21 protein-coding genes and 1 pseudogene are annotated in these 18,235 nt (G+C 70.6%); 10 read left to right on the top strand and 12 right to left on the bottom strand.

What is annotated here, in order from left to right; genetic code table 11:
- Positions 1-67: 67 nt before the first annotated feature.
- Both ACQPZZ_RS01905 and ACQPZZ_RS01910 read left to right on the top strand, forming a co-directional pair.
- Entirely contained in the window at positions 68-541 is a 474-nt protein-coding gene (locus tag ACQPZZ_RS01905; protein WP_432928344.1) for a hypothetical protein, read from the top strand.
- A 441-nt stretch (positions 542-982) separates the two neighbouring features.
- Positions 983-1,687, top strand: coding sequence for a hypothetical protein (locus ACQPZZ_RS01910; RefSeq protein WP_432928345.1), 705 nt, complete (start codon positions 983-985; stop codon positions 1,685-1,687).
- A 144-nt stretch (positions 1,688-1,831) separates the two neighbouring features.
- Here the strand turns inward: ACQPZZ_RS01910 and ACQPZZ_RS01915 are convergent, their stop codons facing one another.
- Positions 1,832-2,287, bottom strand: coding sequence for a hypothetical protein (locus ACQPZZ_RS01915; protein WP_432928347.1), 456 nt, complete (start codon positions 2,285-2,287; stop codon positions 1,832-1,834).
- Positions 2,288-2,373: 86 nt separating this feature from the next.
- On the opposite strand from ACQPZZ_RS01915, the gene ACQPZZ_RS01920 reads away from it, so the two are divergent.
- The 3 genes from ACQPZZ_RS01920 (at position 2,374) to ACQPZZ_RS01930 (ending at position 3,954) form a co-directional block, all read left to right on the top strand.
- Positions 2,374-2,832 (top strand): hypothetical protein, encoded by a 459-nt coding sequence (locus ACQPZZ_RS01920; RefSeq protein ID WP_432928349.1) that lies wholly within the window; start codon positions 2,374-2,376, stop codon positions 2,830-2,832.
- A gap of 31 nt (positions 2,833-2,863) precedes the next feature.
- On the top strand, positions 2,864-3,082 hold the full coding sequence (locus ACQPZZ_RS01925) for a DUF7662 domain-containing protein (RefSeq protein ID WP_432928351.1): 219 nt from the start codon (positions 2,864-2,866) through the stop codon (positions 3,080-3,082).
- 77 nt (positions 3,083-3,159) lie between these two features.
- Positions 3,160-3,954, top strand: coding sequence for a class I SAM-dependent methyltransferase (locus ACQPZZ_RS01930; RefSeq protein WP_432928353.1), 795 nt, complete (start codon positions 3,160-3,162; stop codon positions 3,952-3,954).
- A 19-nt stretch (positions 3,955-3,973) separates the two neighbouring features.
- Here the strand turns inward: ACQPZZ_RS01930 and ACQPZZ_RS01935 are convergent, their stop codons facing one another.
- On the bottom strand, positions 3,974-5,005 hold the full coding sequence (locus tag ACQPZZ_RS01935) for a saccharopine dehydrogenase family protein (protein ID WP_432928355.1): 1,032 nt from the start codon (positions 5,003-5,005) through the stop codon (positions 3,974-3,976).
- Positions 5,006-5,108: 103 nt separating this feature from the next.
- On the opposite strand from ACQPZZ_RS01935, the gene ACQPZZ_RS01940 reads away from it, so the two are divergent.
- Positions 5,109-6,134, top strand: a complete 1,026-nt coding sequence (locus tag ACQPZZ_RS01940; RefSeq protein WP_432928357.1) for a helix-turn-helix domain-containing protein — start codon at positions 5,109-5,111, stop codon at positions 6,132-6,134.
- Positions 6,135-6,189: 55 nt separating this feature from the next.
- Here ACQPZZ_RS01940 and ACQPZZ_RS01945 read toward each other — a convergent pair whose 3' ends face one another.
- Together ACQPZZ_RS01945 and ACQPZZ_RS01950 are read right to left on the bottom strand one after the other, a co-directional pair.
- Positions 6,190-6,882, bottom strand: a complete 693-nt coding sequence (locus ACQPZZ_RS01945) for a metal-dependent transcriptional regulator (protein WP_432928359.1) — start codon at positions 6,880-6,882, stop codon at positions 6,190-6,192.
- A gap of 8 nt (positions 6,883-6,890) precedes the next feature.
- On the bottom strand, positions 6,891-7,424 hold the full coding sequence (locus tag ACQPZZ_RS01950) for a YbhB/YbcL family Raf kinase inhibitor-like protein (protein WP_432928361.1): 534 nt from the start codon (positions 7,422-7,424) through the stop codon (positions 6,891-6,893).
- A gap of 172 nt (positions 7,425-7,596) precedes the next feature.
- On the opposite strand from ACQPZZ_RS01950, the gene ACQPZZ_RS01955 reads away from it, so the two are divergent.
- Complete coding sequence (locus tag ACQPZZ_RS01955) at positions 7,597-8,295, top strand: GntR family transcriptional regulator (protein ID WP_432928363.1); 699 nt, start codon at positions 7,597-7,599, stop codon at positions 8,293-8,295.
- Between the two features lie 173 nt (positions 8,296-8,468).
- Here ACQPZZ_RS01955 and ACQPZZ_RS01960 read toward each other — a convergent pair whose 3' ends face one another.
- Positions 8,469-9,059, bottom strand: a complete 591-nt coding sequence (locus ACQPZZ_RS01960; protein WP_432928365.1) for a hypothetical protein — start codon at positions 9,057-9,059, stop codon at positions 8,469-8,471.
- A gap of 89 nt (positions 9,060-9,148) precedes the next feature.
- Between ACQPZZ_RS01960 and ACQPZZ_RS01965 the strand changes: the two genes are divergently transcribed.
- A complete protein-coding gene (locus ACQPZZ_RS01965; protein ID WP_432928367.1) occupies positions 9,149-9,922 on the top strand; it encodes an SDR family NAD(P)-dependent oxidoreductase in 774 nt (257 codons plus the stop codon).
- Positions 9,923-9,930: 8 nt separating this feature from the next.
- On the opposite strand, the gene ACQPZZ_RS01970 is transcribed toward ACQPZZ_RS01965, so the two are convergent.
- Complete coding sequence (locus ACQPZZ_RS01970) at positions 9,931-10,590, bottom strand: response regulator (protein WP_432928369.1); 660 nt, start codon at positions 10,588-10,590, stop codon at positions 9,931-9,933.
- On the bottom strand, positions 10,580-12,646 hold the full coding sequence (locus ACQPZZ_RS01975; protein ID WP_432928371.1) for a sensor histidine kinase: 2,067 nt from the start codon (positions 12,644-12,646) through the stop codon (positions 10,580-10,582). Before ACQPZZ_RS01975 ends, ACQPZZ_RS01970 begins: the two co-directional genes overlap by 11 nt.
- A gap of 284 nt (positions 12,647-12,930) precedes the next feature.
- Here ACQPZZ_RS01975 and ACQPZZ_RS01980 point away from each other — a divergent pair, with 284 nt between their 5' ends.
- Positions 12,931-13,560, top strand: a complete 630-nt coding sequence (locus ACQPZZ_RS01980; protein WP_432928373.1) for a hypothetical protein — start codon at positions 12,931-12,933, stop codon at positions 13,558-13,560.
- 11 nt (positions 13,561-13,571) lie between these two features.
- Here ACQPZZ_RS01980 and ACQPZZ_RS01985 read toward each other — a convergent pair whose 3' ends face one another.
- Positions 13,572-14,432, bottom strand: coding sequence for a helix-turn-helix domain-containing protein (locus ACQPZZ_RS01985; RefSeq protein ID WP_432928375.1), 861 nt, complete (start codon positions 14,430-14,432; stop codon positions 13,572-13,574).
- 102 nt (positions 14,433-14,534) lie between these two features.
- Between ACQPZZ_RS01985 and ACQPZZ_RS01990 the strand changes: the two genes are divergently transcribed.
- Positions 14,535-15,230 carry an SDR family NAD(P)-dependent oxidoreductase gene (locus ACQPZZ_RS01990; protein WP_432928377.1) on the top strand — a complete coding sequence of 232 codons (696 nt, stop codon included), beginning with the start codon at positions 14,535-14,537 and terminating at the stop codon, positions 15,228-15,230.
- A 33-nt stretch (positions 15,231-15,263) separates the two neighbouring features.
- Here ACQPZZ_RS01990 and ACQPZZ_RS01995 read toward each other — a convergent pair.
- The 4 genes and pseudogenes from ACQPZZ_RS01995 to ACQPZZ_RS02010 all read right to left on the bottom strand — a co-directional run.
- Positions 15,264-15,488 (bottom strand): annotated as a pseudogene (locus ACQPZZ_RS01995) (response regulator transcription factor); the annotation flags it as partial.
- A gap of 798 nt (positions 15,489-16,286) precedes the next feature.
- Positions 16,287-17,000, bottom strand: coding sequence for a hypothetical protein (locus tag ACQPZZ_RS02000; RefSeq protein WP_432928379.1), 714 nt, complete (start codon positions 16,998-17,000; stop codon positions 16,287-16,289).
- 345 nt (positions 17,001-17,345) lie between these two features.
- Positions 17,346-17,714: a barstar family protein gene (locus ACQPZZ_RS02005; RefSeq protein WP_432928381.1), complete on the bottom strand. Its 369-nt coding sequence runs from the start codon at positions 17,712-17,714 to the stop codon at positions 17,346-17,348.
- Positions 17,715-17,722: 8 nt separating this feature from the next.
- Positions 17,723-18,124, bottom strand: a complete 402-nt coding sequence (locus tag ACQPZZ_RS02010; protein WP_363635240.1) for a ribonuclease domain-containing protein — start codon at positions 18,122-18,124, stop codon at positions 17,723-17,725.
- Between the last annotated feature and the right edge of the window lie 111 nt (positions 18,125-18,235).

Here is an 18,235-nt window from a genome sequence, read left to right on the forward strand (position 1 = left end):
CGTGTTTGCTTGCTCCGGTTGGCTTGCCCTTGTCGGCCTCGAAGTCCTGTGGATTCCGCTTTCCCGGATGAGCCTGTGGCTCAGTTGGATCGTGATCTTGATGGCCTGGGGATGGGCGATCGTCTGGTCAACGAAGACTGCGATTGCCTATCTGGCGGGCAGGGCGTACGGCCGATGTGTCGTGACGACCGTTGTCATGCTGACCGTGTGGGCCGGTGTCCGCATGACGGACTGGAATGCCCTCTATGTGAATGGGATGTTCTGGCTCCATCGCGACACCTTCGCCGCACTGGCCAACGCCTATGACAGCGGCCGACCGATGACGGTGCCCTCGTGGATGGAGCACCTGTCGGTGAACGGCAAGGTCGAGCGGCAAGGTAACGCGCTCTACCTGCCCGTATTCATTGATCAGTGGCGTGGGGAGACCGGGGCGGGGATCGCTTACCTGCCAAAGGGCAGTCAGAGGGTGGTGCAGACCGCGGCAGGCGATGTCGGCTATCCGGTCCGCGACCTTGGCAACGGCTGGTGGTGGGTGGAGTAGATCAAATGATGTGACAGTAGGCCGCGAGGGCTTGGTCTGCGGCGAGGGGATCAGTGGAGGCGCCCCAGAAGCCTCCGTCGCGGTTGCGGTGTTGGCCGAGGGTTCCGACGTACTCGCGCCGGGCTTCGGCGGGGGCCGCGGTGTGGCGAGCGTCGTGCAAACGGGCTTCCCTGACCCCGGCCTGCTTCAGGAGTGCCTTCCACATCTTGTAGTCCTCGCGGCGCTCCATCGGCCGGTGGCGCTGCTCGCCACCTCGCGGCCCTACGCCCCCCAGGCGGCCGGACATGCGCCTGGGGCCATGTCCTCCCGGCCGCCGGCAGCTCGGGCCGCCTGTACCCGAAGCGACGATTCCTGCGGCGCGTACGACTACGCGCAACCCGCTCGACTGAAGCGGAAAACCCGACTTCCGCTGCCCGAGCAGCCGCCCGCTAGCATCCGAGCATGGACACGCCGTCTGATCTCGGCCGCGCGTTGGAGACTCTCTACTCGGCCTTCTCCCGGTATCCGCTTCCGGCCAAGACCAACGCGTGTGACCACTGCGTGTCCGATGAACAGGTTCGTGCGACGCGCGCAGTACCCCTCCGCATGCTCACCGCATCCGCATTGGGGCCCTACGCAGGCCATGCCTTGTCCACCTGGGGTGACCTCGACGAATTCAAGCACTTTCTCCCCCGGCTGCTCGAACTGCTCATCCTCGAAGAGCTCGACGGTTTCTTCCACGCCGACTCCCTGATGGGCCGGGTCGGCGTCCGCTGGAGAAGTTGGAGGCAACCGGAGCAGGAAGCCGTTATCGGCACCATCGGTGCCTGGTGGCGGCACACCCTGAACCACTATCCGCGCGACGTCGACGTCATGAAGATGATCGAAATCATTGCCGACAGTCTGGAGCTGGATCTGGCCCCCTACCTTTCCGAGTGGGAGTCCAACATCACCGAGGCGGCGGCCCGTCACATGGCGTGGCTCGTGCACGACTTCACCGTCAGCGTCGCCCACGGCGCCGAATGGTACGTGCTCCTGGACAATTGGATCAGAGGACCGTCCCCTGCGGCGATCCTGGAGCGCGCGTTCTTCTCCGCCGGCTCGCCGGAAGCGGCCCGGGAACTCTCCGACGCACTTGAGACCCACCGCAGCTGGAGCCGACTCTGAACCGCCAGTGAGTCGCCTTCGGCGGGGGCGCTTCGGCTCCGCGACGTCGCCGAGATGGAGAACGCGGACCGTAACCGGCTGAGGTAGGAGCCGCAGGCTTTGTCGATCTCCTGGGGACCTATTGGGCGATCTTCGGCATCGCCGTCAGAGCTGGATAGAGAGCTGTTTGTCCGAAGCATGGATAGCCTCCAGGAGGCCATCGTCATCGAACCGCAGCACAACCCCCGATTCGCTCACCCGCCACCAGGACTCTCCGGGGACGAACGGTTCGCATTCCCCGAGTGTCAGCTTCAGGGCTCGCAGCGTTGCGAGGAAACAGTCCCTCCTGGGTGTCATGACGCGGCCGGCATGAACGAGGGCGGGCAGCTCCGCGTGGGCGCCGCGAGGCTCGATGGCGATGTAGGACACACGGTGATGTGCGGCTGTGAGGCCCAGCTCAAGGTCTTCGTAGCACCACGCGTAATAAGGGTCGGCGTCGAAGCCTGAGGTGCTCCCGTCCGGTCGGCCGAGCTTCTTGAACACCTCCGACCGACTCATGCCCGGCGACAAAGAGCGGAGCCTGCCCAATGCGGCGAATTCCACGAAGATGTCAGGCTTCATGCCGGAGATGGTGGTGGCAAGTCTGCTAGACGGGTTTTGGCTAGCAGTCTAGACGCGGCGCGCTGTGGTGTCTAAGTTGTGAGGCCATGAAGCTGATGAACCACGACTTGATCTTCGACCAGCCCGACCTCGTCCCCCCGAGCGACGACGACGTCGCCGTCGAAACTGTCACATACTTCGCGACCGTCACGCGCACCGGAAAGCAGTGGACCGCCACGGTCGAGATCCCTGGCGGGCGCACGGTCCAGGCCCAGGGCGCGAGCTGGGCAGACGTCAGGAGCAACGTCGCCCAGCTCATCTTCGACGCCCTTCAGGACAAGCCCGAAGCGATCGGCGTCCACGTCGAGCCCGCCGACCCGGAGGCCAAGGCCGCCCTCGCGGCTGTCATCGAGGCACGCCAGGCGCGCGCCCTCGCCGAGCAGGCCGAGCGCGACGCCGTCCGGCATGCCGCCCGCCTCCTCACCGCCCAAGGGTGGACCACCCGCGACGTGGGCAGCGTGATGCGCCTGTCCCACCAGCGCATCTCGCAGATCCTCCGCGCGTGACAAGCGCCGAGTCGACCTTCACACTGACGGCGTGGTCGCCCGAGAACAGTACGAACGCCTGGCACGCCATCTCCGGCAGGACGGACGCGAGCACGTCGACATGACCTTCGCCCAGGTCGCACGCGTCATCGGTGCGGAGCTGCCTCCCAGCGCCTACAAGCACTCAGCCTGGTGGGCGAGCGATCCCAAGCACACGCAGGCCGTATGGCTCGACGCCGGCTACACGGCGAGGCCCGACCCTGCGGCGTAGGTCAGCAGCGACTGATACGCGGCCGGGACAGTGGCGGGAGGGAAGCCCGCCTCCCGGCGGGCGGACATGATGGGCTTATGGATCACAGGCGAATGGAGTCGTACTTCGACGGGCGAGCCGCCGGTTATGGGCATCTGAGCTGGCACGCCGGCTACGCCGAGCGGCTGGTGGAGCTCGCGGGCCTGACGCCCGGCTTGCGGGTGCTGGACGCCGCCACGGGCACGGGGCTGGCGGCGCTGGCCGCGGCACGGGCGGTCGGTCCCACCGGTCAGGTGATCGGTGTGGACATCTCGGCCGGGATGCTGCAGGAGGCCGACCGGCTGCTCGCCGCGTCCGGGCTGACCAACGTGAGCTATGTGAAGGCGGACGCCACCGCTCTAGACGGGTTCGACGACGAGGCGTTCGACGTGGTCCTGTGCTGCGCGGGGATGCTCTATCTGCCGGCCTCGACGGCGTTCGCCGCCTGGCACCGGGTGCTGAGGCCGGGCGGCCTTCTCTGCTATTCCGCGATGCGGGCGGGCTTCCCCCGCGCGGCCCGGGTGTTCCGTGAGTGCGCCGGGGACTTCGGCCTCGCCCTCATCGACCCGATGGCGGAGGTGGGCACGGAGGAGAGCAGCCGTGCGGCGGTGGCCGAGGCGGGGTTCGTCTACGAACGGGCCGTGCCGGATGTGATCGCGCTCCCGCCCAGAACCGCGGCGGATCTGTGGCGGGGCCACGTGGTGAACCCGAACTATCCCGAAGTCGCGTCGCTGGCCGCGGAGGAGTCGGCCGCCTTGAGGGCGAGCTACCTCGCTCGGGTCGCCGAGCTGCTGGACGAGCCGGACGCCTTCGATCTGCCGGTCATGTACGTCTACGCCCGCAAGCCCGGCTGAACGGGCGCCGGGGAGCGCGTCAGGAAAGCAGTTCCAGGGACACGTGGGGCGACAGTGCGCGGAGGAAGCCGAGGGCGTCGAAGATCTCGCCAGCGGAGGCGACGCCGACCGTCCTGGTGCGTCCGGTGAGAATGCGGTCGACCGCTTCCACCGCGAGCGGCGCGGTGACGGCGTAGATGTCCTGACCGCTCGCCACGGCGCGCCGTTCGCGGCCGCCGGAGCGCACGACGACGTCGACGAGGAACGTCTGCGCGGACCTCCCGCTCTCGTCGACCGGGGCGGGCGCCGGTGTGTCCGGGGCCGACAGGTCCCTGGCCGCCTCGACCGTCATGTACGTACGCACGCTGGGGATGGACAGGTGGCTGGGAATGGTGACGATGTCGGCCATGCTGAACTCCCCGATGACGGCCCGGGGCCCCATCGGGCCGGGGAAGGGCCACTCCAGGGTCTGCAGGTCGTCATGGTGATACTCCAGCCGGCCGTTCGCGTAACGGACGCGCCGGCCGCCCCGCCGCTGCCCGGAGATCACGCCCGAGGCGCGTGTCCCGGCGGTGGGGTGCCAGCTGCTCAGGCCGTACGCGACGTGCGCCTCGTCGGCCGTCGTCCAGTCGCCCATCGCGGCGGTGGCCAGCAGGTCGCCGAAGCCGCCGTAGAAGGCCATGGCGGGGACGACCACCGCTCCCGCGGCGCGGGCACGGTCCGCGAAGTGGGTGAACGTGTCGACGTTGGCCTCGATCTCCGCCGCCACATCCACATAGGGGATGCCGGCGCGCAGCGCCGCCTCGATCACGGGGGCGGCCGTCGTGGCGAAGGGCCCGGCACAGTTGATCACGGCCGCCGCGCCGGCGAGCGCGCGGTCGAGCGAGGCCGGGTCGCCGACCGACGCCGGGCGGGCCTCCAGCCCGCCTTCGGACGCCGCCAGCGTCGCCAGCCTGCCGGCGTCGCGTCCGGACAGAACCGGAACGAACCCACGATCCCGCAGCTGCGCCACCACGAAGCGTCCCGTGTGCCCGTACGCCCCGAAAACCACCACCGTGAGCCCCGATCCCATCGGTTCTCCTCCTGCCGTCAACGATCTGTGTCGTGAACATCCTGGCGATGGCGGGTGTCGCGTCGCGAGTGTCCGGAACGCCAATACCCATACAATTCCGGACATGGGCACTGTCGCGCTGGCCGTCACCGACGGGATGCTGCATTTCGAGCTGTCATTGGCGTACGAGGTCTTCGGGGCGCACCCGGCCGGCGTGGCCGGGCCCTGGTACGACCTCGTCGTCTGTGGGCCGGGAGCCGTACGGGCCGGCCGGTTCCGGCTGGAGCCCGACCACGGCCTCGACCGTCTCCGGTGTGCCGACACCGTGATCGTCCCGGGCTGGGCCGACGTCGACGTCGACCCGCCCGCCGGCCTGGTCGACGCGGTGCGCGCGGCCCACGAGGCGGGCGCGCGCGTGGCCTCCCTCTGCACGGGCGCGTTCGTGCTGGCCGCCGCGGGGCTCCTCGACGGGAAGTGTGCGACCACGCACTGGGCGCACACCGAGGACCTGGCCGCCCGTTACCCGAAGGTGCGGGTGGACCCGGACGTCCTGTACGTGGACAACGGCAGCGTGCTCACCTCCGCGGGCAAGGCCGCGGCCATGGACCTGTGCCTGCACCTCGTCCGCCTCGACCACGGCTCCTCGATCGCCAACACGGTCGCCCGCCGCCTGGTCGTGCCGCCGCACCGGGACGGCGGCCAGGCCCAGTTCGTCACCACCCCGGTGCCCGCCCCGGACAACCACCCGCTCGCCGAACTGTTCCCCTGGGTGATCGAACGGCTGGACCTGCCGTTGACCGTGGAGGACCTGGCCCGTCGGGCGCGGATGAGCTCACGCAACCTCAGCCGTCACTTCAGGTCGGTGACCGGCACCACCCCGCTGCAATGGCTGCTGACTCAGCGCATCCGACACGCCCAGGAGTTGCTGGAGACCACCGACGACAGCGTCGACGCCATCGCGGCGGCCACCGGCATGGGCACCGCCACGACACTGCGCCGGCACTTCAACCGCACGGTCGGCGTGCCTCCGGACACCTACCGCCGCACCTTCCGCTCGTCGCGGGCCCTGTCGGCCACCGTTGACGCCCCGTTCTGCGGGCCGGGGGACGAGCACGGTTCTGGGGTAGCCCAGCCCGGCCCTCGGCCGTGATCGTGGTCGAGGGCCATCCACGGACCAGGGCGAACGGGTCGGCGTCCGGCTGGATTCACCGCTTGGCCACGAAGACGTGCGCGGCGGTCCGCGTGGGTAGTACGGCGGACTCCCCGCCGCTGCCGACCATCACGCGGCCGGGTGACGACGTCACGTTCACGGCCGCGCCGGGCCGGACCCCGGCGTGCCGCAGGGTGTGCATCAACTGCGGGTCGGTCTGGATCGGCTCCCCGATGCGCCGCACTACCGCGCTCGCGCCGTTCGGTCCAGGCTCCAGCTCGCTGAGGCTGACGATGCCCTCGTCGAGGAACGGATCCGCGACGCCCTCCTCGCCGAGCTCCTCCAGGCCCGGGATCGGGTTGCCGTAGGGCGACTCCCTCGGGTGCCGCAGCAGGTCCAGGACGCGGCGTTCGACGGCCTCGCTCATGACGTGCTCCCAGCGGCAGGCTTCGGCGTGGACCTGCTCCCACTCCAGCCCGATCACGTCGACGAGCAGGCACTCCGAGAGCCGGTGCTTGCGCATCACGCGCGTGGCGATCCGCCGGCCCTCCTCCGTCAGCTCCAGGTGCCTGTCGCCGGCGACCTGCAGCAGACCGTCACGCTCCATGCGGGCGACGGTCTGGCTGACGGTGGGGCCACGCTGGTTCAGGCGCTCGGCGATGCGGGCACGCATGGGAACCACGCCTTCCTCCTCGAACTCCAGGATGGTGCGCAGGTACATCTCTGTGGTGTCGATGAGTCCGGACATGCTGGTGGTCAGGCGGGCGTTTCGGCGGTGGCGGTCAGGACCGCGCGGCCGAGGGTGTGGCCGGACATGGTGAAGCCGAGGAGGGCCGGGGTGGCGTCGGCCGGCACGCCGATGGACTCGACGTCGAGGGCGTGCACCACGATGAAGTAGCGGTGCGGGCCGTGCCCGGCCGGCGGCGCGGCGCCGATGAAGCGGGCCGCGCGGACATCGTTGGGCAGCTGGAAGGCGCCCTCGGGCAGGCCCGAACCCGTGTCGTCGCCGGCGCCCTCGGGCAGCTCGGTGACGGTGGCGGGAATGTCGGCGACCGCCCAGTGCCAGAACCCGGACCCGGTGGGAGCGTCGGGGTCGTAGACGGTGACGGCGTAGCTCTTGGTGCCTTCCGGAGCGCCGCTCCAGGACAGCTGCGGGGAGATGTCCTTCCCGCCGGGGACGCCGGAGGAGAACTGCTCGGGCGGCCAGGGGGCACCGTCGCTGACGGTGGTGCTGGTGACGGTGAAGGAGGCCGCCTCGGGGAGGCGGGCGAAGGGGTCGTTAGCGCTCATCGCGTCGTTCCTTTCAGGCCGTGCTGCGGACTGGCCGTGCTGCGGACTGGCCGTGATGCGGACTGGCCGTGATGCGGCCGGCGGTTCGCGTACAGGCACCGCCGGCGTCTTCCGTCATGATCGACCATAGCACAGATAATCGATTATTTGTCCAATCGTCTATGATGGCCGCATGACCCAGACGGCCCACGCCTTGAACTCACCGGGGAAGCAGATGCTCTCCGAGCAGGTCTACGCGCACCTGCGAAATGCGATTATGCGCGGGGACCACGCCCCCGCTGACGCTCTCAAACCCCAGGATCTCGCCAAGGAACACGGCGTGAGCCTGGCCGTCGTGCGCGAGGCGCTCGTGCGGTTGGTCGGCGAGGGCCTCGCCGACCGGCTGCCCAACCGCGGCTTCGCCGTCCCGGCCTTCTCCGACCGCCGCTGGCAGGAGATCGCGGAGGCCCGCCGGACCATCGAACCGGTCGTGCTGCGCATGTCGATCGAGCGCGGCGACGTCGATTGGGAGGCCCGCGTCCGAGCCGCTCACCACCGTCTGGCGCGCACCCCGGCGTACGTGCCTGAGGAGGGCGAGTACTACAGCAGCGCATGGTCCGAGGCCCACCGGGTCTTCCACCGCACCCTGCTGGAGGGCTGCGGCAACCCCGTCCTGCTGGAGACCTTCGACCGGATGTGGACCGCGAGCGAGCTGGCTCGCCGCTGGGCGGCGCAGCGCACTCCGGACCGGGACGCCCTCGGCGAGCACCGCCGCCTGGAGGAGGCGGCGCTGGCCCGCGAGGCCGACACCGCGGCCGAGGTTCTGGCCCAGCACCTCACTCTGACCGCGGCCGCATTGACGGGCTGCCCCCACCAGGCGAAGGATGCCTGATCCGCGCCTCACCGACCTGGCCCACGAGTACACCCGATCACCGGAGTTGCCGACGTCGCGGACGCAAGGTGGCGGGTTCGGCCCCGGACCGACAGAGGATCTATGGCCGAAGGGCGCCGCGGGCCGGGGCCGTGGCCGGCGCTCCGGCCCTTCTGTAAAGGGGGTGAAAAGGCCTAACTCGCCCAGGTGGCGTTCTTCAGCACGGTGGCGAGGCCGGGGGTGGCCCACTGGTCGACGATGAGGAGCCTCTCCTTCGGCAGGTACCACTCGCGCTGGGTGAACGTCGACTTCTCCGTCGCGTCGTCATAGGTGACACAGCGGCCCGGCCATACGCGGTAGTGCGCCTTGTGGCCCTGCCCGATGTTCCGGTAACCGACCGCGATCGCCTTGCCGAGGACGTGGCCGAGCTTGGGGTTCGCCGGACAGGGAGCCACGTCGACGGCGGGATAGAACGGTCCATTGACAGGGTTGTAGCGCCGGAAGCCCTCGCCGCCGGTCTTGAGCGTCTTCGCGCCCATCACCCAGAATCCGCGGCACCCGGGCTCGAAGTAGTGCCCCGTGGGCTTGGCGCAGGCGCCGGTCACCACGTGCACCTGGTCGGCGCTCCGGTGGACCCGCCAGGCGCGGGGGATCTCCAGGGTCGGCCCGCCGGGCAGCCGCAGGAATGTGGTGGAGGAGGCCGAGGCGCTGCCGGCGCCGGTCACGGCGACGGCCCCGATGACGGCGCCGGCGACGGCGGCCAGGGAGATCAATTTTCTCATCACGGCGCAAATAGTAGTGATGATCAATATATGGGTCATCGGGGTATGTGGATCGTCGGCCGAGTAGATATCGATGCACTGAAGGGGCGGATGTGAGCTCTTCGTACGTTGTCACCGGGGGTGGCCGTGGCGTCGGGCGCGCGCTCGTCGAACGGCTCCTCGGAGACGCGAACAGCGTCGTCGTGATCGAGTTCGACTCCTCGGCGCTGGAGTGGACCCGCACCCATCCGGCGGGTTCCCGGGTCATCCCGGTGGTCGGCGACGCCGCCGACGAGACGGTCACGGAGCAGGCCGCCGATCTGGCGCAGGCCGCCGGCCCTCTGACCGGCTGGGTCAACAACGCGGCCGTGTTCCGCGCGGCCTCGCTGGACGCCCCGTCGGGGCGCGAGGTCCTGGATCTCATCGGGGCGAACCTCAACCCCGCGGTCGTCGGATGCATGACCGCGATCCGCCGATTCCTCGACGCCGGTGCGGGCGGGGCGATCGTCAACGTCTCCTCCCACCAGGCGCAGCGGCCGGTACGGGGCTCCCTGACGTACGCGACGGCCAAGGCCGCCGTCGAAGGGCTCACCCGGGCGCTCGCCGTCGACTACGGTCCGCGCGGCGTCCGGGTCAACGCCGTCGCCCTCGGCTCGATCACCACCGAACGCTATGAGGCGTTCCTGCGCGGCCAGGAGCCCGCGGCGGCCACCCGCGTAGAGAACGAGATGAGCCTGCTGCATCCGGTCGGCAGGGTGGGACGCCCGGAGGAAGTGGCCGCCGTCGTCGCCTACCTGCTGTCCGATGAGGCGAGCTTCGTCAACGGCGCGACCGTGCCCGTCGACGGAGGCCGGTCGGTCCTCGGACGCGACCCAGAAGAGGCCTGAGAAGCCGGTTACGCGCGGCCCATGCCGGCGTCGCGGGCGCGGATGATCGCCTCCGCCCGGTCGGCGGCCTGGAGCTTGGTGAGCACCGCGTGCACGTGGTTGCGTACCGTCTTCTGCGACAGGAACAGCCGCGCGGCGATCTGGCCGTTCGACAGGCCGGCGGCCACCAGGTCGAGCACCTCGTGTTCCCGCGCGGTCAGGGTGGGGAACGGCGTGGCGCCGCCGGTCTGCGGCCTCGGGGCCAGGAAGTCGGCGATGCGCGAGGCCAGGACCGCGCCGAACACGACACCGCCGCCCGCGACGGTGGTGATCGCCCGGACGACCTCGTCGGGCTCGGCGCCTTTGAGCAGGTAGCCGCGGGCGCCGGCACGCAGCGCGTCGAAGATCGTGCCGTCCTCCTCCGACATCGTGAGCACCACGACGCCGATCTCCGGGTGCGTCCGGAGGATGCGACGGGTGGCCTCGATGCCGTCCATGCCGGGCATCTGCACGTCCATGACCACCACGTCGGGTTCCCGCTCGGCGGCCTGCTCGACGGCCTCGGCGCCGGTCGAGGCGGTCCCGGCCACCTCGACCTCGTCGATGCTGCTCAGCAGTGCCGCGAATCCTTCGCGGAACACCGGATGGTCGTCCACCACGAGGACCCGCACCGGTCGCTTACCGGTCATCTCCCACCTCTCCTGCCGCCGCCGGCGCGGGCGTCCGCGGCGTGACGGGCAGCCGCGCCCAGACCCGTGTGCCGGCCGGTTCCCCCGGGGTGACGGTGCACGATCCGCCGAGTTCGGCGGCCCGCTCGCGCAACGACACCAGTCCCACGCCGGTCGCCGCCTCGGTCGCGAGGCCGACGCCGTCGTCGACGACCACGACGTCGAGGTGCCCGCCCGCGACGTCGTGGACGAGCGACACCACGCACTCGCCGGCCTTCGCGTGCCTGACCACGTTGGTGATCGCCTCCGACGCGATCCGGTACGCCGCGACCTCCACGGCGGCCGGCAGACCGGTGAGGTCGCCTGACTCCTCGACCCGGACGGCCAGCCCCGGGGTCCGCAGGCGCTCCGCCTGCTGGCGTATCGCCCCGACCAGGCCGACGTCGTCGAGCGCGGGCGGGCGCAGGCCGTGCACCAGCCGCCTCACCTCGGCGAGCATCCCGGTGAGCTCCTGACGGGCCAGACCGAGGATCCGGTCCGCGTCCTCGTGCGACCGGCGCGCGGTGATCCGGGCGGTGTCGATCCGGGAGGCGACCGCCGCCAGGGCCGGGCCGAGGCCGTCGTGGAGCTCGCGCCGCAGGCGGCGGCGCTCGTCCTCCACGGCGGAGACGATGCCCTCGCGGCTGCGTTGCAGCTCCTCCGCGAGGCGTACGGCACGGGCCGCCGCGGCGGCCTGGCGGATCAGGTCGGCCAGCAGCCGTTCGTCGCCGGCGGTGAGCCTGCGGCGGGCGGCCCGGCGCGGCAGCACCAGCCGCCCGATCCGCTCCCCCCGATAGGTGATGGGGAGCGCCTGCGTCCCGGCGGGGCGCTCGCCGTCCTCGACGAGCAGCACCTCGCCGCTGACCTGGGTGATCTCCACGCCGACGTAGGGCGTGCGGAAGGCCTGCGCGACCGTACGCGCCAGCGTGACGAGCTGCGCCTCCGAGTCGTCGGTACGCTCCAGGCGCTCGGCGAGCCCGGACATCACGTGGTAGGGATCGTCCCGGTCGCCGAGGATCCAGCGTCGCACCAGGCGCCACAACCGGTGCCGGAGCTGGGCGTAGAGGATGGCGACCGCGAAAACGGCGATGACCAGCCGCTCCCCCTCGTTCAGGCGCGGCCCGAGCAACCGGCCGGCGCCGCCCAGGACCAGCAGGTCGAGGACGAACGTCAGGGCGAGCAGAAGGCCGTACACCAGCGTCCCGCCGAGCAACCGGTCGACGTCGACGAGATCCGGGCGCACGATCCCGATCGCGACCGACCCGGAGGTGAGGATCACGGCGGTGGTCAGGCCGACGGCGCCGAACCAGTTGGGCAGCAGCCGGAACGTCAGCATGACCAGGAGGTCGACCACGGCCGCCCACACCAGCCAGCGCATCCGGGCGCGGTCCATGCCGGTCATGGTGCGGTAGCGCCGCACTACGACGGCGAACGGAGTGACCAGGCTCAGCGGGAGGCACAGCTGCGCCACTCGCAGCACACCGGTCCAGACGGCGTCCGGCAGCGGAAGATAGAGCGCCTCGAGGTTCAGCCCTCGCAGTGGCGCGGGCAGCGGGGTGGATTCCGCGGTCGCCTGGGCGATGGCGGACGGCGCCGCGAGCAGGGCCAGCGGGAGCAGGCTCGTCAGCGCGAGGCTGAACAGCGAGGCGACCCGCCACCGCCCGGAGGGCAGCTTCCCGTCCGGGAACAGCAGCAGCACCAGGGGGAGCAGCAGCACCAGCCCCGCGCCGAGCCGCTGGTAGACCACGAAGGCGGCGGACGCGCCCGCGAGCGCGGGCTCGTGCAGGGTGGCGTAGGCGACCCACGACGACGCCACGCCGTCCAGCGCCCACCAGGCACCGAAGCCCGACATCAGGCGGCCGAGGGGATGACGCGGATAGCGCCGGAGCACGACCATGCCGGCCGCGGCGAGTGCGACACCCGCGATCGCGTCGACTCCGCCCGGCTGCAGTTCGAGCACGGCGCGGTGGGCCTGGGGCACCCGCAGATCGATGAGCGCTGCCACCGGTGTGGCGGTCACGGCGATCGCGAGGAGCACAGGCCCGACACTCAGCCGCGAAAGCCAGCGAACCGTTACAAACTGCACCAGGAAAGTGTGCCGTAGCAGGTGCGGAATGTCCCTATGGAGCGTCCGGCGACCACCGTCCGCATGGTTCGCCACGCACCACCTGGGACGCGCGTCCTAGGTGGTTGGGACACGAAGTACGCCGCCAATCGGGACGCGACGACCTGACGGCCTGGGTCGGTGGTTCATGAGGATCGTCCTCGTCGGCGCGGCGATCGCCGCCCCCACGACACGCCTCCTCAACCGAAGGAACACCGATGACCGCTCACACCCAGCGCAACGCCCACGCCGCCGACGCGTCCTCGTCCGCGCCGCCCGCCGAGACGACCGTACGCCGGCTGGCGCTGGGCCTGTCCACCGGAGCTCTGACCTGGTCCGCCGTCAGCTTCCTCTATGGCTTCAACCCCGCGACCGAGGCGGGAGTGACGATCACGGACCTGGGTGGCCTGGCGTTCCAGTTCGGCGCCCTGTGCCTCCTCGCGATCATGGGCCGTACCGGCGCGACCGGCGTGAGCCGCGTGGCGCGCGCGATGCTGCAGGTCGAGCGGGTGCTGCTGGCCCTCGCCATGGCGTGGAGCGTCTTCCACGCGTTCCTGCCCGCCGCGCGCGACAGCGTCTGGATGGGCATCCTCGACGCGTTCTGGCCGCTGTCGATGCTGGGCATGTTCGTGATCGGCGTCAAGGTCGCCGTCGCCGGGCGGTGGCGCGGGGCGGCCCGCCTCTGGCCGCTCGTCGCCGAAAGCTGGGTGGTCGTGACCCTTCCGACCATGGCGATCCTCGGCTCCTCCGTGTCGGACGTCGTCGGTGCGGCCCACCTGCTCGTGGGCTACACCACGCTCGGCCTCATCATCGCGTTTCGTCCCGAGCTCGTGCGCGGCGGGGACTGAACGACGAGCCCTCAGAACGCGCGGGCCGTGACACCGGCGACGCGGGCGAGGTCGAGCTTGGTCTCGTCCTCGCTGCCGGGGACGGTCGTGTAGATCACGATCTTCAGGTCGGTGTCGGAGTCGGACAGCACGTCGCAGTCGACGGTGATGTCCCCGATCGCCGGGTGCCTGATCGTCTTGCGGTCCTCCGCGTGGCTGCCGACGGCGCCCGAGTGCCACAGCCGGGCGAACTGCGGGTTGCCGTCCAGCGTCCGGCGGATCAGCCCGCTGAGGCGCGCGTCCTCGGGGTAGCGGCCGGACGCGCGGCGCAGGTCGGCGACGATGGCCCGGTCGGTCGCCTCCGCGTTCTCCGAGACGACGGGCCAGGCCGCGAGGCGCGCCCGGTCGGACGGAACGGGAAAACGCGAGCGCACCAGATTGCGCTCCTCCGGCGCGAGCACGGAGGGGTCACCGAGGAGCGCCGCCCAAGCGCGGTTCCACCACAGCAGCCGCCAGTCGGCGGCGAACACGGCGACCGGCGCGTCGCCCAGCCGGGTGAGCACCCGCTGCATCCCGGGCGGGATGTGATCGCTGATCACGCCGTCCAGGGGCGGCTGCAGCCCGGCGAGCCGGTAGAGGTGGTCGCGCTCGGCGCGGCTGAGCTGGAGCGCCCGCGCCAGCGCGGCGGCCACCTGCGCCGACGGCGTGGTCGCCCGGCCCTGCTCCAGCCGTACGACGTAGTCCACCGAGACGCCCGCGAGATCGGCGAGCTCCTCGCGGCGCAGCCCGGCGGCACGGCGTACGCGGCCGGTGGGCAGACCGACCGCCGCGGGGGAGAGCCGGTCACGCCACGCGCGGATCGTCGCGCCCAGACTCGTCTCGTCTGTGGTCATGTGCCCATTCTGCGCCGGTCGCGGGACGCCAGGGTGGTACTGCCTGTCCTACCGGAGCGCTCTCCCTGGTTGTCCGCGCCCGGCCCGCCGAAGCTTGGAGCCATGACGATCACCTTCATCACCGGGGCCAACAAGGGCCTCGGGTTCGAGACCGCCCGCCGCCTCATCGACCTCGGCCACACCGTCATCGTCGGCGCCCGGGACCCCGAGCGCGGACAGGCGGCGGCCGACGAGCTCGGCGCGCGCTTCGTGCGGATCGACGTCGCCGACGACGGGTCCGTCGCCGCCGCGGCGGCCGACGTCGCCGCCCACGAGGGCCGCGTCGACGTCCTGATCAACAACGCCGGGATCATCGGCCCGCACGTGCCCGCCGACGAGCTGACCGCGGACCACGCCCTCGAGGTCTACCAGACGAACGTCGTGGGCGTCGTCCGCGTGACGAACGCCTTCCTGCCGCTTCTCCGGCGGTCGGAGCACCCTTCGATCGTCAACGTGAGCAGCGGCACGGGGTCGTTCGCGCTGACCCACGACCCGGCCCGCGTGGAGTCGAAGGTCATCGGGCCGCTGTACACCTCCTCCAAGGCCGCCGTGACCATGCTCACGACGCAGTACGCGAAGGCGCTGCCCGGCATCCGGGTCAACGCCGCCGACCCCGGCTACACCGCGACCGACCTCAACGGGCACAGCGGCCACCAGACCGTGACGGAGGGAACCGACGCGATCGTGACGCTCGCGACCGAGGGCGCCGGCGGCGGAACGGGCCGGTTCGTCGACCGCTCCGGCACCGTGCCCTGGTGAGCCGCGAGCGCACCGCCCGGACGCCGGGGCGCTTCAGCCCGGCCCGCCGACGTGATTCCGCGCCAGGTGCGGATCATCGGGCGTGCCGACGGACAGCGAGGAGACCCAGACGGCCAGCTGGGTGTGGTCGCGAAAAGAGAGCTTGCGCAGGCAGCTGGAGATGTGGTTCTTGGTGGTCCCCTCGGTGATGTGCAGCTACCGGGCGATCTCGCGGTTGGACGCGCCGGCGCCGACGAGCAGGGCGATCTCGTAGTCGCGCAGCCCCTGGTCCCCCAGGCGCCCGGCGAAGTAGAGCTGGTTGAGCGCCACACCGCTCAGACCGGTCAGCAGCTCGTCGGCCAGCGACACCTCGCCGATCCCGGCGATCATGTCGAGCACCGACATCGCCGCGTCCCTGTTGCCGATCTCCTCGAAGGCGTACGCGATGCCGTGCAGACCGTCGTAGAACCCGACCCGGGGCACGCCCTTGTGGCCGCGTACCCGTTCGAGCAGCCACTCCTCGTGTTCCTCCCGGCGGCCGTGCCCGCTCTTGGCCATGGCGTAGAGGACTCCCGCCGTGCCGTAGCCGAAGCCGAGGCCGCCCAGGAGGAACTGCTCGACGTCTCCGGGGGAAGAGCCGGTCCTCCCTGTCGGGAGTCGCGCTCGCCCACACGGACCGGGCCGCGGACGCCTCGATCTCCGCCCAGTCGATCGTGCCGTCCCCGGCGCCGGCGATGAGCGCGCCGGTGCGGGCCATCTGCTCCTCGTTGCCGGCCCACGGAGAGGGCCCCAGGTCGAGCTGCGCGAGCACCTTGGCGCCCCAGCCGTCCGGAACGGGGAACCGCTCCTCGATGAAGCCGACCAGGAACTCGGCGCGGGTCGTGTCCAGCGTCAGGAGCACGGTGAGCGGGAGGAACGGCGCTATCTTCAGGCACCCCAGGGCGAAGCGGTCCGCCGCGAGGCTTCCCCGGTCGTCGGGCGGTATGAAGCCCGGCGCGCCCATGCCGATGCGCTTGTCCTGGTCGACGTACGTGGCGAGCTCGAAGTCGACCAGCTTCACCTGGCCGTCTTCGGTGATCACGATGTTGTTCGGGTGGAGGTCGCCGAAGGCGATTCCCCGCGGAAGTCGGCGGGCGGGTCCGACCGCTTGCGGTCGCTGAGGTGGTCGGCGAGGAACGCCGGCGGCTCCACCCAGTCGGGCACGTAGAAGACGGGCTCGCGCCGGTCGACGACCAGATCGCCGTCCGGCGTCTCGATCGCCATCGCGGGCTCGCCGAGTTCGTTGCGGATCAACCGCTCGACGAAGCCGCCGTAACGCAGATAAAGAGGGCCGTCCTTCCAGCGCAGAGCGCTCAGGATGTACGGAGCGCCGAGTCCGGTCAGCAGCGGGTCGAGATCCGTGAGGATCGTTTCGAGCCGCTCGTCGGAGGCGGGATAGATGGTGATGAACTTGCCGCTGCCGCTCCGGTCGGCGCACTTGAGGTTGCGGCCGATGAAGGCCGCCTCGCTGACCAGGAACTTGAACGGGATTTCCTGCCGCAGGCAGTAGTCGGCCGTGATGTCGAGCACACGCTGGGCCGTTTCACGGGTGGCGGACACGTGAATTTTCCAGCCCTGCTTCGGAGGGGGAGACGTGGTGCGCATGTAGTTGAACCACGGGCCCTTGGCGCCGGTCTGCCGGCCGTCCGGCACCGGCATCGTGGCCTGCCTGTACCCCTTATGTTCGGCCGCCCATCTGTTCGGCTCGTCATAGAAGAGGCGGTCGGCGAAGCAGTATTCGAAGTATTGCATCTTCATTTCCGCGCCGTCCTCACTCCTGGATGCGTGTAATTCCACCGTAATCAGTCCGTGAATGATGTCCAATTACGAAGGGTGACGGATTCGCGGAACTCCGGGGGTGTGCCCGCATTTGTAGATGCCGGGCGGAAATGGGTAGGACACGCTCCGTCTCCGGTCGCGTCGCGCCGGTCCGCGGTCCTGGCTACTTCGGCTGTTTGCGAACAAAGGGCGGACGGCGTGATCCGGAGAACGGGGCGTGATCGGCTGCCGGAAAAATCTCTGCCCGAATTATTTGTTTTGATATTTCGGCGGAAAGCGAAAAAGTAAGAGCGGGGCGTTTCTTCGGGCCTTCGCCGGTCAGGGAAGCGCGTCGATCAGCCGGCGGTGGAGCAGAGGTTCGTGGGCGGGGTCCGTGTGAAGGGCCAGGGTCAGCCCGGCCTCGGCGGCACCCGCCAGGACGGCCAGCAGCGTGGCGAACTGCCCGGGAGGCTCGGCGTCGAGCAGCTGCTCGGCGTGGTTCACGACCAGGTGGACCGGCCCGATGTCGCGCAGCGAGTCGGTGAGGGCGTCCCAGTTGCGGCCGAAGTACGCGGGGAGGCGGAGAACGCGTGTCACCTCGTCGAAGAAGGCGTCACGGGTCCGGCAGGCCCGCCCGTCGGCGACCGCCGGGGCGGGATCGGCGGTCACCGTGAGCCACGGAGGCAGCGGGCGTGCGGCGGAGGCCATGACAGGTCCTAGAGCCGGTAGAAGTCGGTGTAGTGGTCGGGCGAGAACCAGGTGACGCCGGTGCCGCGGTCGACGACGATCCGGTAGGCGTCACGCGAGGCGCCGCGTGGGCGGGAGTAGACGTCGTACTCGTAGTAGGCGGCGCCGCCGGGAAGCCGGCCCTCCCGGTTGTGGAAGCGCCCGCCGGTGTAGTTGTACTGGCCGTCGGGCCAGGAGTACCAGCCGCCGCCGGTGGGATACCCCTTCCCGGCCCAGATCGCGTTCGCCGAGCGGGCGTCGGCGCAGCGGGAGATCGTGCAGGAGCCGTGGACCGACGCGTGGGCGGGGACGGTGCCGGTCGGACCGGCGAGGCACACGATGGCGGCGATCACGGCGGTGAGGGACGGCGGGAAGCGTCGCGGGGTCCGCACGAGACCTCCTTGCGAGGGCGAGAGGACGGGCACTCGCCGGCGTCATCTCGACACCGACAAGCCAGGACGTTGTCTCCTCTCGTATGCCCCGGGATGCGCGCCGGTCCCTCA

Origin of the sequence: Microbispora sp. CA-135349 (assembly GCF_050947365.1) — a bacterium.
In the GTDB taxonomy this organism is placed as follows: Bacteria; Actinomycetota; Actinomycetes; order Streptosporangiales; family Streptosporangiaceae; genus Microbispora.

Coding starts and splice junctions, on each gene's coding strand:
- ACQPZZ_RS01935 (WP_432928355.1), bottom strand. CDS start 5,005: ATGGGATCGGGGCTCACGGTGGTGGTTTTCGGGGCGTACGGGCACACG.
- ACQPZZ_RS01915 (WP_432928347.1), bottom strand. CDS start 2,287: ATGAAGCCTGACATCTTCGTGGAATTCGCCGCATTGGGCAGGCTCCGC.
- ACQPZZ_RS01980 (WP_432928373.1), top strand. CDS start 12,931: ATGACCGCTCACACCCAGCGCAACGCCCACGCCGCCGACGCGTCCTCG.
- ACQPZZ_RS01940 (WP_432928357.1), top strand. CDS start 5,109: ATGGGCACTGTCGCGCTGGCCGTCACCGACGGGATGCTGCATTTCGAG.
- ACQPZZ_RS02005 (WP_432928381.1), bottom strand. CDS start 17,714: ATGGCCTCCGCCGCACGCCCGCTGCCTCCGTGGCTCACGGTGACCGCC.
- ACQPZZ_RS01985 (WP_432928375.1), bottom strand. CDS start 14,432: ATGACCACAGACGAGACGAGTCTGGGCGCGACGATCCGCGCGTGGCGT.
- ACQPZZ_RS01945 (WP_432928359.1), bottom strand. CDS start 6,882: ATGTCCGGACTCATCGACACCACAGAGATGTACCTGCGCACCATCCTG.
- ACQPZZ_RS01930 (WP_432928353.1), top strand. CDS start 3,160: ATGGATCACAGGCGAATGGAGTCGTACTTCGACGGGCGAGCCGCCGGT.
- ACQPZZ_RS01990 (WP_432928377.1), top strand. CDS start 14,535: ATGACGATCACCTTCATCACCGGGGCCAACAAGGGCCTCGGGTTCGAG.
- ACQPZZ_RS01955 (WP_432928363.1), top strand. CDS start 7,597: ATGACCCAGACGGCCCACGCCTTGAACTCACCGGGGAAGCAGATGCTC.
- ACQPZZ_RS02000 (WP_432928379.1), bottom strand. CDS start 17,000: ATGCAATACTTCGAATACTGCTTCGCCGACCGCCTCTTCTATGACGAG.
- ACQPZZ_RS01910 (WP_432928345.1), top strand. CDS start 983: ATGGACACGCCGTCTGATCTCGGCCGCGCGTTGGAGACTCTCTACTCG.
- ACQPZZ_RS01950 (WP_432928361.1), bottom strand. CDS start 7,424: ATGAGCGCTAACGACCCCTTCGCCCGCCTCCCCGAGGCGGCCTCCTTC.
- ACQPZZ_RS01905 (WP_432928344.1), top strand. CDS start 68: ATGAGCCTGTGGCTCAGTTGGATCGTGATCTTGATGGCCTGGGGATGG.
- ACQPZZ_RS01920 (WP_432928349.1), top strand. CDS start 2,374: ATGAAGCTGATGAACCACGACTTGATCTTCGACCAGCCCGACCTCGTC.
- ACQPZZ_RS01970 (WP_432928369.1), bottom strand. CDS start 10,590: ATGACCGGTAAGCGACCGGTGCGGGTCCTCGTGGTGGACGACCATCCG.